This window comes from Streptomyces sp. NPDC030840, from assembly GCF_055572015.1.
The window spans coordinates 78217-93296 of sequence record NZ_JBVIEE010000006.1 but is presented as its reverse complement, the minus strand read 5'-3'; the positions used below and the strand labels follow the sequence as shown (position 1 = coordinate 93296).

Below are 15080 nucleotides of genomic sequence, written 5' to 3'. Positions count from 1 at the left end.
GTCTGACAATCGGCTCCCGCGGCCGTCGGCGGGCCCTTCGCGCACGCCCCGGGGGACCGTCACGGAGTCGTCCGCGAGACGACGTACACCATGGGGTGCCGGGAGTTCGAGCGGTTCACGACGATGTCCAGCGTCGGCGTGGGGTTCTTCCGCGCGCGGACGAGCCCGAGCCACGGGCCCTTGCCGGTGAACTCCCAGCCGACGATCCGCCGGTCGCGGGTGCTGATGACGATCTCGCCCCGTTCGAGGTCGTCGGTCTCGGCGCCGACCTCGGAGAGGAACCGGTCAAGACCCTCGTTGCTGGTGCGGAACTGGACGTACAGGCGGCTGGTCTTCCAGTTGTTCGTCTCGTAGTACGCCACGTGGTCCGAGTACGGCTGGATGGGCACCTGGTAGAGACGCCGCTGGACACGGGAGGGCCAGCCCTCGGTCAGGCCGGTCGCCGAGTACTTCTTCTCCTTGTCCTTGCCGCTGTCGCGGCTCTGGGCGGCGGAGATCACCAGGTAGCCGGCGGGCACGCCGATGAGCAGCACGATGATCAGCAGGGTCAGCGCGCGGCGGCGGATCACATGGCGCCGGTCCTCCGGCGGCCCGGGCTCGTCCGCGGACGCCCCCTGGTGGGACACCGGACCGGTCATGCGGAGTCCTGGGTCGTGCGGCGGGCCTCGGCGTACCGCGCGTAGCGCTCGTACCGCTCCACCCGGCGGCGGTTGGCGCGGCGGAAGCGGCGGGCGACGAGCCGGGCGAGGTCCGCGGCGCCGACCATGCCTGCCTCGGGGCCGAGCTGGGCGCGCGCGATACGGGCCTCGGGCCGGTAGCCGCGGCCGGTGAGGTGGCGGCGGAAGGCGTCCCGCGCGGGGACGATGAGCAGGTCGTCGGCGGCCGAGACACCGCCGCCGATCACGAAGCAGGACGGGTCGAGGGCCGCCGCGAGGTTGGCGATGCCGACGCCGAGCCACTGGCCGATGTCCTGGAGCAGCTCGACGCACATCGCGTCGCCCTCACGGGCCAGCTCGGTGATCATCGGGCCGGAGATCTCGGAGATGTTGCCCTTGACGTGCTCTATGATCCCGTACGCCACCGGGGAGTCGGCGGCGGCCAGCTCCTTGGCCTCCCTGACCAGCGCGTTGCCCGAGCTGTACTGCTCCCAGCAGCCGCGGTTGCCGCACGGGCAGCGGTGGCCGCCGGGCACGACCTGCATATGGCCGAACTCGCCGGCGACGCCGTACTTGCCGCGCTTGACCTGACCGTCCTCCAGGATGGCGCCGCCGATGCCCGTGCCGAGCGTGATCATGACCAGGTGGTCCTCGCCGCGGCCGGCCCCGAAACGCCACTCGGCCCATGCGGCGGAGTTGGCGTCGTTGTCGACCAGGACGGGGACGGCGAGGCGTCCGGCGAGGCGGTCGCGCAGCGGCTCGTTGCGCCAGGACAGGTGGGGGGCGAACAGCACGCGGTTGCGGTCGGCGTCGACCCAGCCGGCCGCGCCGATGCCGACCGCGTGCACGTCGTGCCGGTCGGAGAGGTCCAGTACGAGCTCGACGATGGTGTCCTCGACGACCTTCGGGCTCTTGGACTTGTCCGGGGTCTCCGTGCGGAGCTTCTCCAGGATGTTGCCGTCGGCGTCGACGACGCCCGCCATCACCTTCGTACCGCCGATGTCGATGCCGACCGTGGGCACGCGCGGGGCGGTCAGGTGGGAACGGCGCTCGCGCGTTCCCACGGTCCGCAGGACGGTGGCCCGCGCGGAGCCGCGGTGGGTGAAGTCGCGGTAGGTGCTCATCGGGCCGATTCTGCCGTAACGCTGCCGCTGAGTGCTGCGGGGGGCGCAGTTGCGGTGCGGTTCGTTCTCGGGTGCGGGTTCGATGTGGCTGGTCGCGCCGCGCGGCGGAGCCGCACGTGTCACAGCCCCGCGCCCCTTGAAGGACGGGGGCGCGGCCCCGCCCAGTACGGCTCCCCGGCTACTTCACGAGCGTACGAGCAGCTGGAACTCGAACGAGTAGCGGGACGCGCGGTACGTGTGGGTGCCGTACTCGACCGCTCTGCCCGTGTCGTCGAACGTCGTGCGCTGCATGGTGAGCAGGGGGGCGCCCTCGGGTTCGCCGAGGCGGTCGCCCTCCCGTTCCGTGGCCGCGCGGGCGCCGATCGTCTGGCGGGCGCTGTGGAGGGTGATGCCGGCGGCGCGCATCAGCCGGTACAGGCCGGTGGCCTCCAGTTGGGCGCTCTCCAGGTCGAGCAGTCCGGTGGGCAGGAAGTTGCAGAGGTACGCCATCGGCTCGCCGTGGGCCAGTCGCAGCCGCTCGACGCGGTGCACCTCGCTGCCCTCGCCCACGCCGAGCGCGGCGGCGACCTCGGCGGAGGCGGGTACGAAGGTGTTGGTGAGCACCTGGGTCGCGGGGCGCTGGCCGGCCGCCTCCAGGTCATCGTAGAGGCTGCTGAGCTCCAGCGGGCGTTTGACCTGGCTGTGCACGACCTGGGTACCGACACCGCGGCGGCGCACCAGGAGTCCCTTGTCGACGAGGGACTGGATGGCCTGGCGGACGGTCGGCCGGGACAGTCCGAGACGGCCGGCGAGCTCGATCTCGTTGCCCAGCAGGCTGCCCGGGGTCAGGGTTCCGTGCTCGATGGCGGCCTCCAGCTGCTGGGACAGCTGGAAGTACAGCGGGACCGGGCTGCTGCGGTCGACGCTGAGCTGGAGCGACACGGTCGGGTCCACTTCTGGTTTCGGCACGGCCCGAGCGTAGCTCCGGCTCTTGTTGACGGGAAGTTGTGTAGTCCGATTGTCCGGACAAACCATTGACACGAAGCTGTGTTCGACATCAGTTTGTTCCCATGCGCATCGGACTCATAGGTGCGGGTCGCATCGGTACGATCCACGCGACCACGCTCAGCCGCCACCGCGATGTCGGCTCGCTCATCATCACGGACGTCGACACCGCTCGGGCCCATGAGCTCGCGGACCGCCTGGGGGAAACGGCGGCGCCCGGTGTCGACGAGATCTTCACCTGGGGGGTGGACGCCGTGGTCATCACGGCGGCGACCACGGCCCACGCCGAACTGATCGGCCGGGCGGCACGCTCCGGGCTCCCCGTCTTCTGCGAGAAGCCCATCGCGTTAGACCTGCCGGCCACGCTGAACGCGCTGGCCGAGGTGGACGCGGCGGGGACCGTGCTGCAGATGGGTTTTCAGCGCCGCTTCGACGAGGGGTACACCCACGCGCGGGACGCAGTGCGGTCCGGCCGGCTCGGGCGGCTGCACACGGTGCGGGCGACGACCGCGGACCAGGAGCCGCCGCCGGCCGGGTACCTGCCGCTGTCCGGGGGGATCTACCGGGACTGCCTGGTGCACGACTTCGACATCCTGCGCTGGGTGACCGGGCAGGAGGTCGCCGAGGTGTACGCGACCGGGTCCGATGCCGGGCCGGCGATGTTCCGTGAGGCGGGGGACCTGGACACGGCCGTCGCGGTGCTCACGCTGGAGGACGGGACGCTGGCGACGGCGATGGGCGCGCGGCAGAACGGGGCGGGGTACGACGTGCGGATGGAACTGGCCGGGGAGCTGGACACGATCGTGGTCGGGCTGGACGACCGAACGCCGGTCGCGTCCACCGAGCCGTCCGGGCCACCGCCGGCCGACAAGCCGTGGAGCGGGTTCCTGGAGCGGTTCGCGCTCGCGTACGAGGCGGAGGTCGGGGCGTTCGTGGAGGTGGTGCGGGGGGAGCGGGCCAATCCGTGTGACGGTCGTGAGGCTCTGCAGTCTCTCCGAATCGCGGAGGCGTGCGAGCTGTCGCGTCTGGAGCGGCGTCCTGTGCAGTTGGGGGAGATCGCGGGGGCGCGGGACTGAGAGCGTGCGCTCGGCCGGGGGTTTGTTCTCGCCCCCGCCGCCCCTACCCGTCCCATCCCCAGGGGCGCTGCCCCTTCGACCCCGCCAGGGGCTGCATCCCCTGAACCCCGCCAGGGGCACCCCCTGAACCCCGGCCACAGGGGCTGCGCCCCCTGGACCCCCGGGCACGTCGGGGGGTGCGCCCCCGACCCGGTCTTTCGGGGCTCCGCCCCGGGCCCCGTTCGGGGGCCAGCCCCCGGACCCCCGCTCCTCAAACTCCTCCAGCTACCGCTGGGAGGTGCCCCCAAGGGGCTGAATTCTCGCGGCAGAGGCCATCAGGCCGACAGCGGGGGTCTGGGGGCGCAGCCCCCAGGGGACGCGAATGGGTAGGGCTGGGGCGGAAAACCCTCACCAGCGCACCGGCAGGCTCCGCACCCCCCGTATCAGCATCCCCGGCAGCCAGCCCCCCGCAGCACCGTCCAGCGCCAGATCAGGGCAGCGTTCCAGCAGGGCCTGGAGGGCGATGCTGCCCTCCAGGCGGGCCAGAGGGGCGCCCAGGCAGTAGTGGATGCCGTGGCCGAAGGCGAGGTGGCCCTGAGGGGCGCGGTGGATGTCGAAGCGGTCGGGGGCCGGGAAGCGCGCCGCGTCGCGGTCGGCCGCCGTGAGGCCGATCATCACCCCCTCCCCCGCCGCTATGGGCGTGCCGGCGATGTGGAGGGGCTCGGCCGCGTACCGGTACGTCGCGTTCTCCACCGGCCCCTCGTACCGCAGTATCTCCTCCACCGCCCCGTCCAGCAGGCCCATGTCGCCTCGCAGCGCGGCGAGTTGGCCGGGGTGGGCGAGCAGCGCCCGCACCCCGTTGGTGATGAGGTTGACCGTCGTCTCGTGACCGGCGATGAGCAGGATGAAGGCCATGCCGCGCAGTTCCTCCGCCGAGAGCCGGTCACCGTCCTCGTCGGTCGTCCGGATCAGGGCGCTGAGCAGGTCGTCGGCGGGCGCGGAGCAGCGCTTGTCCTCGATGAGCTCGGTCAGGTACTCACCGAGTCGCACGATCGCGTCGTATTCGCTCTCCGCGCTCACCGGCGCCACCGTCTCCGTCGACAGCGCACGGAACGTCTTCCTATCGAGCTCGGGCACGCCGAGCAGCTCGCAGATGACGGTGATCGGCAGCGGGTACGCGAACGACTCCACGAGGTCGGCGCGTCCTCGCGGCAGCATGGCGTCGAGCAGCGAGTCGGTGATCTCCTGGACCCGCGGCCGCAGGCGCTCAAGGCGGCGGGCGGTGAACTCGCGCGCTATCAGCCTGCGCAGCCGCGTGTGCTGCGGTGGGTCGGTGAGCAGCAGGTACTTGCCGATCAGCTCCTCGTCGAGGAACGTCACTCCGATCTTCGAACCGTCCTTGGCGAGCCGGGGGTCGGCCAGCGCGGCCCGCGCCTCCTCGTACCCGACGACGAGCCACACCGCCTCGTGCGACTCCGCCCCCGGCGGCCGCACCCTGTGCACCGGCCCGCGAGCGCGCAGTTCGGCGTAGACGGGGTGCGGGTCATCGGTGAACGCAGGCCCGTACTCCCCCAGATCGATCACTTGCCCCATGAGCTGCCCCTCGATCCCGTACAACCCGCGTGTCTCCCTTGCCCGTTCAGCCCGTACAACGCACGGGCCGCCCCGCTAGTGCCCGTCCTCCTCCCGCTCCTCCAGGAGTCCCGCGTCGTAGGTCAGCAGCGCGATCTGCACCCGGTTGTTGAGGCCGAGCTTGGCGAGGATGCGGGAGACGTGGGTCTTGACGGTGGCGACGCTCATGAACAGTCCGGCGGCGATCTCGGCGTTCGAGGCGCCCCGGCCGACCGCGACGGCGACCTCGCGCTCGCGGTCGTTGAGGGCGGCGACGCGGGTACGGGCGTGCGTACGGCGTGTGTCGGGCCCTGGCCCCGCCGCGTGGTCCATCAACTGGCGGGTGACGGCGGGCGAGAGAACCGGGTCACCGGCCGCGACGCGGCGCACCGCTTCGACGATCTCCGCGGGAGGGGTGTCCTTCAGGACGAACCCGGCCGCGCCCGCGCGCAGCGCGCGCAGTACCTGTTCGTCGGCGTGGAAGGTGGTGAGGACGACGACCTGGGGGGCGTCCTTGCGGGCGCGCAGCCGCTCGGTGGCCGCGAGTCCGTCCACCGTCGGCATCCGGATGTCCATGAGGACGACGTCCGGCCGGGTGCGGTCGACGAGCGCCTCGGCCTCGCCTCCGTCGGCGCCCTCGCCGACGATCTCTATGTCGTCGGCGCCGCCCAGCATGAAGGTCAGGCCGGCTCTCACCAGGGGGTCGTCGTCGACCAGGAGCACTCGGATCGCAGTCATGCGGCCACCGTAATGAGGGCGGGTCGCGAGGCCGTACGCGCCGGAGCGCGCGGGTTCGGCCATAGGTGGCCGGCAGGGCGGCCCGAGGTGGGCAGCTCGCCGACGATGCGATCGCTCTCCCCGGCCGCGGTGGTTGACTCCCGGTCCGGGTCACCCTCGGAGTTATCGAGGACACGTCGGCGCGGGTGTACGGGACGGACGGTCAGCGCCTGGTTCCTCGTACGCTCCGGGTACCCCCCGGCTCCCGCCGGTCGGTCAGCCCCACGGGAGCCAGGCCCGCACCTGGAACCCCCCGTCCTCCTCGGGGCCGTGCTCCAGGCGGCCACCGGCCAGCGTGGCGCGCTCGGTGAGGCCGATGAGGCCCTGGCCCGACCCGGGGACGGGCGGGACGTCACCGGGAGGCGCGGGGTTCCGTACGCGCAGGGTGAGCCCGTCGCCCGGGGCGCCCTCGGCGGTCACGGTGACCTCCGCTCCGGGTGCGTGCTTGCGGGCGTTGGTCAGTCCCTCCTGGGCGATGCGGTACGCGGTGCGGCCGACGGAGGCCGGGACGGCCGCGGGCTCGCCGACGCGGTTGTCCAGGAGGACCTTCATGCCGGCCTGGCGGGACTCGGTGACCAGCGTGTCCAGGGCGGCGAGCGTCGGCTGGGGACGGCCGGCGTCGTCGGCGTCGCCCGCGCGCAGCACTCCGATGATCTCCCGCAGGTCCTGCAGCGCCTCGTGCGCGCTCTCCCGGATGACGCCCGCCGCGCGGGCGACCTCTTCCCGGGGTGCGTCGGGGCGGAACTCCAGCGCTCCCGCGTGCACGCTGAGCAGGGTGAGGCGATGGGCGAGCACGTCGTGCATCTCGCGCGCGATCGCCTCGCGGGCGAGCCGCTGCGCCTGTTCGACCCGCAGCGCGGCCTCCGTCTCGGCACGCCGCGCCCGGTCCCGCAGGCTCAGCATGAGGTGCCGCTGGGACCGGACGAACATGCCCCACCCGATGATCGCGACGCCGAGCAGGGTCGCGAGGACGACGGACACGGCGTAGGGCAGGCTGGGATCGGGGCGCCACCAGAAGAAGATCGGGTTGAGTGCGAGGGAGACACCCCCGACCCAGGCGATGTACCGGAACGGGCGGTGCACGGCGAGTGTGAAGAACGCGACCAGGCCCGCCCCGCCCCCGGTGCTCGAGACCAGGCTGACCGGGAGCATCGCCACGGCGAGGCCCACCGGCCAGCGGCGCCGCAGCCAGACCGCCGCGCAGGCGAGAGCTCCGATCAACTGGTCGGCATCGGCCAGGGCTTGGGGGATCTCGGGGTCCTTGGAGACCTCGTCCGCGCCGATCATGCCGATGAGGACGGCCACCAGGAAGGCGGCGAAGTCGACGATCCAGTCGCGCGCGGTGCGCCGGGGCCGGCCGGAGCGGGTGACGCGCTGCGGCCGGTCCGGGTCGAGTGCGCTGACCACGGCCGACGGCAGCAGCCAGCGCCGCCCGGACAGCGCCTGCGCGAGCGACGCCTCGGACTCCCCCCGGGGCAGCATCTCCGGCCCTCCGGGGGCCTGCGGCAGCCCGGGGGCCGGATTGTCACCTCTCACGGTCGGCAAATCTACGCAGTGACGGCGGGCGGCACCTCCCCCCGCACCTGATGCACGACCAAAGTCGTACGCCCGGAGACTTTCGGCGCCCGCCCGCTCGCGGAGCGGGGACTTCCGTCGGACACACCTCGCCCCGCGGCCGATGGCACGGAAGGGCCGCGGGGCGAGGATCCTGCACATGAAGCAGTTACTGGAGTTTCTCGGGTTCATCGCCCTGCTGCAGGGCTCGGGCGGTCTGGTGTACGAGCTCACGGGCAAGCTGAAGTGGGGGATCACGCAGCGCTGGAGTGCCCTCGACGGCTACGAGATCTATGTGAGCGTCGCGCTGATCGTCCTGGCCCTCGCGCTGTTCGCGGTGGCCGACAGCCGGTCCGACCGGTGACGACGCGGCGGAAGACCGCCTGACGCTACGGCGGGCCGCCCGCGACTGGCAGGCGGGCAGGCCCTCGCCCGGGAAGCCTCCGGTCTCAGGACGTCGCGGAGCCCTGCGCGTTCTCGGGCAGGTCGTACGAGCCGTACGTGGGCCGCCCCTCGAGTTCGTACGTCTGGATGGAGACGCCCCGGCCGGTGATCCGTCCCCCGGTGTGCCGGAACGCGGTCGGGACCAGGCCCTGCGCGAACAGGCGGAAGCCGGAGCCGAGGACGACCGGGAAGGTCAGCAGGTGAACGGTGTCGATCAGGCCGAGGGCGAGGAGGGACTGGGCGAGGGCCCCGCTGCCGTGGAGCTGCACCTCGCCCTCGGTGCGCTCCTTGAGGTCGGCGACCTCCTTCTCGAGGTCACCCGCGAGGACGGTCGTGTTTTGCCATTCGGGCTGGGTGAGGGTGCCCGAAACGACGTACTTGGGGAGCGAGTTGAGCTTGGCCGCGACCGGGTCGGCCGGGTCGGTGACCTTCGGCCAGTAACCGGCGAAGATCTCGTACGTCCGCCTGCCCAGCAGGAACGCGTCCACGCGGGCGAAGACCTCGTCGATGAACCGGCCGAAGTCCTCGTCCGCGTAGGGGACGGTCCAGCCGCCGTGCTCGAAGCCGTTCCGGCGGTCCTCCTCGGGGCCGCCGGGGGCCTGGTAGACGCCGTCGAGGGTGACGAACTGGGTGAGGGTGAGCTTGCCCATGGTGGGGTGCCTTCCGCGAGGGGGAGACCGGCGCGGAGGCCTGCTGCCGTCCGCGTGGTCTGCTGCCGTCAGGTGTCATCAGTGCAGACCCCGCCGGCACCGGCAACTCATCGGTCGGCCCTTCGGGCCACCCCGCGTGTGTCCGCCGCCCTGCGCCTTCTGCGAGGTCGTCGTCCGTTCGCCGCCAGCGCGGGGTGCGCGGGGTCGCTGGGATGGAGGCATGACATCGACATCAGCAGCGAAATCGGCATCGGCATCTCATGACGGCGTGCACGGCAGGGTGGCCCTCGTGACCGGCGGGAGCCGTGGCATCGGCGCCGCGACGGCGGTACGACTCGCCCGGGAGGGTGCGGACGTGGCGATCACCTACGTCCAGGGCAAGGAGGCGGCCGAGGACGTCGTACGGCGCGTCGAGGCGCTGGGGCGGCGCGGGCTCGCCCTGCGCGCCGACGCCGGGGACGCGACGGAGGCTCCCGGGGCGGTCGACCGCGCGGTGGAGGCCCTCGGCCGCCTCGACGTCCTGGTCAACAACGCCGGAGTGGGTCTGCTGGGCCCCCTGGAGTCGCTGGCCCTCGCCGACATCGACCGGGTCCTCGCGGTGAACGTCCGCGGCGTCCTGCTGACCTCCCGGGCCGCGGCGGCACGTATGTCCCGCGGCGGCAGGATCATCACGATCGGCTCGTGCATGACCCAGCGGGTGCCCGGCCCGGGCGGCACGCTCTACGCGACCGGCAAGGCGGCCCTGACCGGTCTGACGAAGGCGCTCGCGAGAGAACTCGGCGAGCGCGGGATCACCGCGAACCTCGTCCACCCCGGGCCCGTCGACACCGACATGAATCCCGGGGACGGCCCGTTCGCCCCCGCCCAGGCGGCCATGACGGCCGTGGGCCGCTTCGGCACGGCCGACGAGGTGGCGTCCCTCGTCGCGTACCTGGCGGGTGCCGAGGCGGGTTACGTGACGGGAGCGGAACTGGCGGTGGACGGCGGGCACGCGGCGTAGCCTCCGCCCGCCGCGCCCACCCGTCCCGTCCAGGGGCGACGGGGCTGGTCGCGCCCACGCGGCGGAGCCGCGTGCCGGCACAGCCCCGCGCCCCTTTCCGGGCCTCTCAGCCGCCCAGTTCCTGGTGCCGTGCCGCCAGCCCCGCAGCCCCCTCCTCCGTCAGCGAGCCGTGCAGCCGCAGTCGCGAGATGCCGCCGTCGGGGTAGATGTCGACGCGCGCGTGCGTGGCGACGGCCGGGGTCCCGAGGACGAAACGGTGGTTCGTGTCGGGCTGGAGACGGGTGCGCGGAAGGGTCTCCACCCACTCACCATCCTCGCCGTCGCGTACCGACACCGACGCCCACCCGGCCGCGTTCCCCTTCAGATACGCCGTGTCGATCTCGATCGCGCGGATCTCGGACTGGGCGGCCAGGCGGTAGCGGATCCAGTCGTGTCCCTGGTCGCGGCGGCGCCGGGTCTCCCAGCACTCGTGCATCACTCGCGCCCGCCCCGGCTGGATGGAGTTCGTGGCGGGCGAGTAGAAGAGGTTGGACGCGTCCTCCGCCTGGCCGCCGTTCTCCAGGGACACGACGTCGAACGTGCCGAGGGCCGCGAGCCACGCCGGGTCCGGGACCACCTCGCCGTGGACCCGCAGGCGCGCTATCCCCCCGTCGGGGTGCTGGTTCAGGCGCAGGTGCGTGAAGCGCTGCTCGACACGGACGGCGAAGCCGTTGGCCGCGTGACCGCCGACGGGTGTGCGGGGAACGAGCGTCGTCCACTTCACGTCGTCCGCCAGCAGTTCCTCCGGCGACGGGGTGCCGGGGAAGGACACGCCCTCCACCGACACCGCCTGCGGGTAGTTGCCGCGGAAGTGGGCCGTGTCGACCACGATGCCCCGGATGACGCCCGGCGCGCCGAGGCGGACCAGCGCCCAGTCGTGGTCCTCGGCGGCCGGCCACGGGTGGTCCGCCGAGGCGCCGCGGCGGCGCCTCGTCTCCCAGCCGTCCATGATCTTGCCCTTGTGCCCGAAGCGCTCGGGGTCGAACTCGGGGCGCTCGGGTACGAGCAGGTTCTCGCGCTGGGCGAAGAACTCGTCGTTGGCGGCGATGACCCCGGCACCGAGCCGGCGGTCGGCGAGGTTGGCGTGGTGGGTGAAGGGGAAGTCGGCGGTGCGGTAGTCCGCGTAGGGGTCACCGCCTCCGTAGGGGTTCGCGTCGCCGGTGAAGCTGGGGAGCGCCGTCACTGTGATCAGGTCTGCCTTTCGGAGTCGGCCACCGCGGGTGCGGACGCGGGTGGGGAGCGGGATCAGGAGGGCCGGGTGAGCAGGTGGCCCTTCGGTTCGGTGAACCGGCCGCCCGCGACGACGCGTTCGCCGCGCAGCCAGGTGGACCTGACCACGCCGTACAGGGTCCGGCCGGCGTACGCCGTGACGCGGTTGCGGTGCTGGAGGGCAGCGGGGTCGACGGTGAACGTCTCGTCGGGCGCGAACACGGCGAAGTCGGCGTCGCGGCCCGCCGCGATGGCGCCCTTGCGGTCGTCGAGTCCCACCAGCCGCGCCGTGGCGGCCGACATCCAGCGGACCACGTCGTCCAGGTCGTGCCCCCGCTCGCGCGCCGCCGTCCACACCGCCGGCAGGCTGAGCTGGAGGCCGGAGATGCCGCCCCAGGCGGTGGCGAAGTCACCGGTCTTGAGGTCGGCCGTGGACGGGGAGTGGTCGGTGACCACGCAGTCGATCGTGCCGTCGGCCAGGGCCTGCCAGAGGAGGTCCTGGTTGGCCGCCTCACGGATCGGCGGGCAGCACTTGAACTCGCTGGCGCCGTCGGGGACTTCCTCGGCCGTCAGGGTCAGGTAGTGCGGGCAGGTCTCCACCGTGACGCGCACGCCGTCGCGTTTGGCCTCGGCGATCAGCGGCAGCGCGTCGCTCGACGACAGGTGCAGCACGTGCACACGGGCGTCACGCCGCCTCGCCAGCTCGATGAGGGTCGCGATGGCCGTGTCCTCGGCGCGGCGCGGGCGTGAGGCGAGGAAGTCGGCGTACTTCGGACCGCCCTGCTGCGGGGCGGCGGCCAGGTGGTGCGGGTCCTCGGCGTGGACGATCAGCAGTCCGCCGAACCCGGCGATCTCCGCCATCGACCGGTCCAGTTGCCCGGTGTCGAGCTCCGGGAACTCGTCGACGCCGGACGGCGACAGGAACGCCTTGAAGCCGAAGACGCCCGCGTCGTGCAGTGGCCGCAGGTCCGCCACGTTGTCGGGGAGCGCGCCGCCCCAGAAGCCCACGTCGATGTTCGCCTTGGCCGCGGCGACCTCCCGCTTCGTACGGAGGTGGCCGACCGTCGTGGTCGGCGGGAGGGAGTTGAGGGGCATGTCGACGAGGGTGGTGATGCCGCCGGCCGCCGCCGCGCGTGTCGCGGTCCAGAAGCCTTCCCACTCGGTACGGCCCGGGTCGTTGACGTGTACGTGGGTGTCGACGAGGCCGGGCAGCAGGACGTCGGTGCCGAGGTCCTCCAGCCGGGCTCCGGCCGGCACCCGCGCGTCGTACGGCAGCACGGCCGTGATCCTGCCGCCGGTGACCGCGACCGAGGCGGCGCGGCTCCCCTCCGGGGTGATCACGCGCGTCGAACGCAGGACCAGCTCGACTTCGTTCCCTCTGTCGCCGGACACTCGGACTCCTCTCTCGAGCCCTACCGCACCAGGGCTTTCAACGATCTGTTGAAGGAGTTTTCACTCCGCCGACAGGAGCGTCAAGAGGCCCCTCGCCCACTGTGCACCCATCTCCCGCGCTCTGTACGTTTCCATAAGACGGAATTAACATTCCAGTGCGCAGAACGTAGTTTTTCACGACCGGGGCGGGAAGCGACGCACAGGTAGGCTGTCGCCTTGCCTGCCAGCCGAAAGGAACGCGCCGTGCCGTCGTCGAGCGCCAGCACCACCGACAAGCCGTCCGCCGCGACCGGTGGCGTCCAGTCCCTCGAGCGCGCCTTCGACCTGCTGGAGCGAATGGCGGACGCCGGCGGCGAGGTGGGGCTCAGCGAGCTCTCGGTGAGCAGCGGACTGCCGCTTCCCACGATCCACCGGCTGATGCGCACGCTGGTGGCCTGCGGTTACGTCCGCCAGCAGCCCAACCGGCGGTACGCCCTCGGTCCCCGCCTGATCCGGCTCGGCGAGTCCGCCTCCCGGCTGCTGGGCACCTGGGCGCGCCCCTACCTCGCGCGGCTGGTCGAGGAGACCGGGGAGACGGCGAACATGGCCCTGCTGGACGGCGACGAGATCGTGTACGTGGCGCAGGTGCCGTCCAAGCACTCGATGCGCATGTTCACCGAGGTGGGGCGCCGGGTGCTGCCGCACTCCACGGGGGTGGGCAAGGCGCTGCTCGCGGGGTTCCCGGACGCGGAGGTGCGCGCGCTGCTCGCCCGTACGGGGATGCCGGCCGCCACCGAGAAGACGATCACCACACCTGAGGGGTTTCTCGTCGCGCTGGAGGACGTGCGGCGTCTCGGTTACGCCGTCGACGACAACGAGCAGGAGATCGGGGTGCGGTGTCTGGCCGTCTCCGTGCCCGACTCCCCCACCGCCGCGGCGATCTCGATCTCGGGGCCCGCGGGGCGGGTGACGGACTCGGCGACGGAGCGGATCGTGCCGGTGCTGCAGCAGGTCGCCGTGGAGTTGTCGGAGGCGCTGGCGAGTTCGGGGCCGGGCGCCTGACCCTCCGGGGGCAGGAGTTGTCCGCCCCCGCTGCCCCTACCCTCCCCCACTCTCGGCTTCGCTCGAGCGGGGGACCCCCACCGTCCCTGGGGGCTGCGCCCCCAGCCCCCCGCGTATCGGCCTTCGGCCTCGTCCTCGAACGCCGGACGGGCTGAAACAATCAGCCCCTTGGGGGCACCTCCCAGCGGTAGCTGGGGGAGTTCGAGGAGCGGGGTCCGGGGCGGAGCCCCGAGCGGGGTCGAAGGGGCGGAGCCCCCGGGGGGTGGGACGGGTAGGGGCGGCGGGGGCGAGACCAACCCACCCCTCACCCCCGCGGCGGCTCCCCGAACAACTCCACCGCGCGCCTCACATCCGCCAGCCCCCTCGCCAGCGCGCTGACCGACCCGATGGAACCCGCTATCAGCAGCAGGGACCGCCGCAGGCGCGGAATCTCCGGGCTCCCGCCGACGGCCATGGCGGCCAGCGCCGCGAGCTCGTCCTCGGCTATCGCCCGGTCGGGGAACTCGGCGGGATGCGCGGCGAGTTCACGGCGCAGCCGGGACACGGCGTACTTCAGTTCCGCCACCCTCGGGTCCTCACCGCTGCCGGTCACTGGCCTCTGTCCCAAGCTCCGCAACACAGCTCTCCCCCCTCGCACGCCCTCGTGCGCGATGACGTCCTCGTGCCCTCGTCGTTCCCGTACCGCCGTACCGCTCGTACCGCTGGCACCGTTCGTACGACCCAACGCCCCCAGCGTTGGTCAGCCGCCCGGAGATGCGGGCCAGTAAACGCCACCGCACACCGCGGGCGCCACCATGCGGACGGAAATTCAGCCCTCGGGCATCGGAACGCCCACGGGGGAGTCCCTGGGCACGCGCGGGCCCCGTCGGGTATGCAGGGTGCATGACGCACGCCAATGACCAGGTCGCCGGGCTGCTGCTGGCCGCGGGCGGCGGACGGCGCCTCGGGGGACGCCCCAAGGCACTGCTGCCCCATCGGGGACACCTTCTCGTCGAACACGCGGCCGGAGTACTGCGCGCGGGCGGCTGTTCCCGGATCCATGTGGTGCTCGGCGCCGAGGCGGAGGCGGTACGCGAGCGGGCCGTGCTGCCCGGCTGCACGCTCGTGGACAACCCGGAGTGGGAGCGAGGCATGGGGTCGTCCCTGCGGGCGGGGCTGGAGTCGCTGGCCGGCACCGAGGCCCGCGCCGTCCTCGTGTCCCTGGTCGACCAGCCTGGGATCGGGCCGGAGGCGGTGGCCCGCGTACGCGCCGCGTACCGGTCAAAGAGGTCGCTCGCGGCAGCCGCGTACGACGGGGAGAGGGGCCACCCCGTGCTCTTCGGCGCCGCCCACTGGGAGGGAATCGCCGCGACGGCGACCGGCGACCGGGGGGCACGCGCGTATCTGAGGGCGCACGCGGACGGTGTGGCGCTCGTCGAGTGCGGGGACGTGGCACGGCCGTACGACATCGACACCGAGAGCGACCTCGTCCACCTTGAGTAATTGAACTTCCACCATGAGGAAACTAGTATCCACTGATCAGAAGCCCAGAAGCGGCTGACCGC

At 72.6% G+C, this 15080-nt stretch carries 15 protein-coding genes; 5 read left to right on the top strand and 10 right to left on the bottom strand.

Features of this window, described 5'->3' with window-relative positions; translation table 11 throughout:
- Positions 1-59: 59 nt before the first annotated feature.
- The 3 genes from ACZ49J_RS15625 to ACZ49J_RS15615 form a co-directional block, all read right to left on the bottom strand.
- Complete coding sequence (locus tag ACZ49J_RS15625; RefSeq protein ID WP_467453156.1) at positions 60-638, bottom strand: sugar kinase; 579 nt, start codon at positions 636-638, stop codon at positions 60-62.
- Complete coding sequence (locus ACZ49J_RS15620) at positions 635-1780, bottom strand: ROK family glucokinase (protein ID WP_467453157.1); 1146 nt, start codon at positions 1778-1780, stop codon at positions 635-637. The genes ACZ49J_RS15625 and ACZ49J_RS15620 overlap by 4 nt, the downstream gene beginning before the upstream one ends.
- A 183-nt stretch (positions 1781-1963) precedes the next feature.
- On the bottom strand, positions 1964-2701 hold the full coding sequence (locus ACZ49J_RS15615) for a GntR family transcriptional regulator (protein WP_467453259.1): 738 nt from the start codon (positions 2699-2701) through the stop codon (positions 1964-1966).
- A gap of 128 nt (positions 2702-2829) precedes the next feature.
- Between ACZ49J_RS15615 and ACZ49J_RS15610 the strand changes: the two genes are divergently transcribed.
- Complete coding sequence (locus tag ACZ49J_RS15610) at positions 2830-3840, top strand: Gfo/Idh/MocA family protein (protein ID WP_467453158.1); 1011 nt, start codon at positions 2830-2832, stop codon at positions 3838-3840.
- Positions 3841-4227: 387 nt separating this feature from the next.
- Here the strand turns inward: ACZ49J_RS15610 and ACZ49J_RS15605 are convergent, their stop codons facing one another.
- The 3 genes from ACZ49J_RS15605 to ACZ49J_RS15595 form a co-directional block, all read right to left on the bottom strand.
- Positions 4228-5412: a cytochrome P450 family protein gene (locus ACZ49J_RS15605; RefSeq protein WP_467453159.1), complete on the bottom strand. Its 1185-nt coding sequence runs from the start codon at positions 5410-5412 to the stop codon at positions 4228-4230.
- A 75-nt stretch (positions 5413-5487) separates the two neighbouring features.
- A complete protein-coding gene (locus ACZ49J_RS15600) occupies positions 5488-6168 on the bottom strand; it encodes a response regulator (protein ID WP_467453160.1) in 681 nt (226 codons plus the stop codon).
- Between the two features lie 255 nt (positions 6169-6423).
- The gene (locus tag ACZ49J_RS15595) at positions 6424-7689 is read right to left on the bottom strand and encodes a sensor histidine kinase (RefSeq protein ID WP_467453260.1); all 1266 of its coding nucleotides are present in this window, start codon (positions 7687-7689) and stop codon (positions 6424-6426) included.
- Positions 7690-7921: 232 nt separating this feature from the next.
- On the opposite strand from ACZ49J_RS15595, the gene ACZ49J_RS15590 reads away from it, so the two are divergent.
- The gene (locus ACZ49J_RS15590; protein ID WP_467453162.1) at positions 7922-8125 is read left to right on the top strand and encodes a hypothetical protein; all 204 of its coding nucleotides are present in this window, start codon (positions 7922-7924) and stop codon (positions 8123-8125) included.
- A gap of 85 nt (positions 8126-8210) precedes the next feature.
- Here the strand turns inward: ACZ49J_RS15590 and ACZ49J_RS15585 are convergent, their stop codons facing one another.
- On the bottom strand, positions 8211-8855 hold the full coding sequence (locus ACZ49J_RS15585) for a dihydrofolate reductase family protein (protein WP_467453163.1): 645 nt from the start codon (positions 8853-8855) through the stop codon (positions 8211-8213).
- Between the two features lie 220 nt (positions 8856-9075).
- Between ACZ49J_RS15585 and ACZ49J_RS15580 the strand changes: the two genes are divergently transcribed.
- Positions 9076-9855 (top strand): SDR family oxidoreductase, encoded by a 780-nt coding sequence (locus tag ACZ49J_RS15580; protein ID WP_467453164.1) that lies wholly within the window; start codon positions 9076-9078, stop codon positions 9853-9855.
- Between the two features lie 106 nt (positions 9856-9961).
- On the opposite strand, the gene alc is transcribed toward ACZ49J_RS15580, so the two are convergent.
- Complete coding sequence (alc, locus tag ACZ49J_RS15575; RefSeq protein ID WP_467453165.1) at positions 9962-11077, bottom strand: allantoicase; 1116 nt, start codon at positions 11075-11077, stop codon at positions 9962-9964.
- 62 nt (positions 11078-11139) lie between these two features.
- Positions 11140-12495 (bottom strand): allantoinase AllB, encoded by a 1356-nt coding sequence (allB, locus tag ACZ49J_RS15570; protein WP_467453166.1) that lies wholly within the window; start codon positions 12493-12495, stop codon positions 11140-11142.
- Between the two features lie 243 nt (positions 12496-12738).
- Here allB and ACZ49J_RS15565 point away from each other — a divergent pair, with 243 nt between their 5' ends.
- Positions 12739-13536, top strand: a complete 798-nt coding sequence (locus ACZ49J_RS15565) for an IclR family transcriptional regulator (protein WP_467453261.1) — start codon at positions 12739-12741, stop codon at positions 13534-13536.
- 304 nt (positions 13537-13840) lie between these two features.
- Here ACZ49J_RS15565 and ACZ49J_RS15560 read toward each other — a convergent pair whose 3' ends face one another.
- Positions 13841-14155, bottom strand: coding sequence for a DUF5955 family protein (locus ACZ49J_RS15560; protein ID WP_467453167.1), 315 nt, complete (start codon positions 14153-14155; stop codon positions 13841-13843).
- Between the two features lie 263 nt (positions 14156-14418).
- On the opposite strand from ACZ49J_RS15560, the gene ACZ49J_RS15555 reads away from it, so the two are divergent.
- The gene (locus ACZ49J_RS15555; RefSeq protein ID WP_467453168.1) at positions 14419-15018 is read left to right on the top strand and encodes a nucleotidyltransferase family protein; all 600 of its coding nucleotides are present in this window, start codon (positions 14419-14421) and stop codon (positions 15016-15018) included.
- The last annotated feature ends 62 nt before the right edge of the window (positions 15019-15080 follow it).

Bases quoted from the DNA above. Each gene is read 5' to 3' on its own strand.
- ACZ49J_RS15625 (WP_467453156.1), bottom strand. From the start codon at position 638: ATGACCGGTCCGGTGTCCCACCAGGGGGCGTCCGCGGACGAGCCCGGG.
- ACZ49J_RS15620 (WP_467453157.1), bottom strand. From the start codon at position 1,780: ATGAGCACCTACCGCGACTTCACCCACCGCGGCTCCGCGCGGGCCACC.
- ACZ49J_RS15610 (WP_467453158.1), top strand. From the start codon at position 2,830: ATGCGCATCGGACTCATAGGTGCGGGTCGCATCGGTACGATCCACGCG.
- ACZ49J_RS15605 (WP_467453159.1), bottom strand. From the start codon at position 5,412: ATGGGGCAAGTGATCGATCTGGGGGAGTACGGGCCTGCGTTCACCGAT.
- ACZ49J_RS15600 (WP_467453160.1), bottom strand. From the start codon at position 6,168: ATGACTGCGATCCGAGTGCTCCTGGTCGACGACGACCCCCTGGTGAGA.
- ACZ49J_RS15595 (WP_467453260.1), bottom strand. From the start codon at position 7,689: ATGCTGCCCCGGGGGGAGTCCGAGGCGTCGCTCGCGCAGGCGCTGTCC.
- ACZ49J_RS15590 (WP_467453162.1), top strand. From the start codon at position 7,922: ATGAAGCAGTTACTGGAGTTTCTCGGGTTCATCGCCCTGCTGCAGGGC.
- ACZ49J_RS15585 (WP_467453163.1), bottom strand. From the start codon at position 8,855: ATGGGCAAGCTCACCCTCACCCAGTTCGTCACCCTCGACGGCGTCTAC.
- ACZ49J_RS15580 (WP_467453164.1), top strand. From the start codon at position 9,076: ATGACATCGACATCAGCAGCGAAATCGGCATCGGCATCTCATGACGGC.
- ACZ49J_RS15555 (WP_467453168.1), top strand. From the start codon at position 14,419: ATGACGCACGCCAATGACCAGGTCGCCGGGCTGCTGCTGGCCGCGGGC.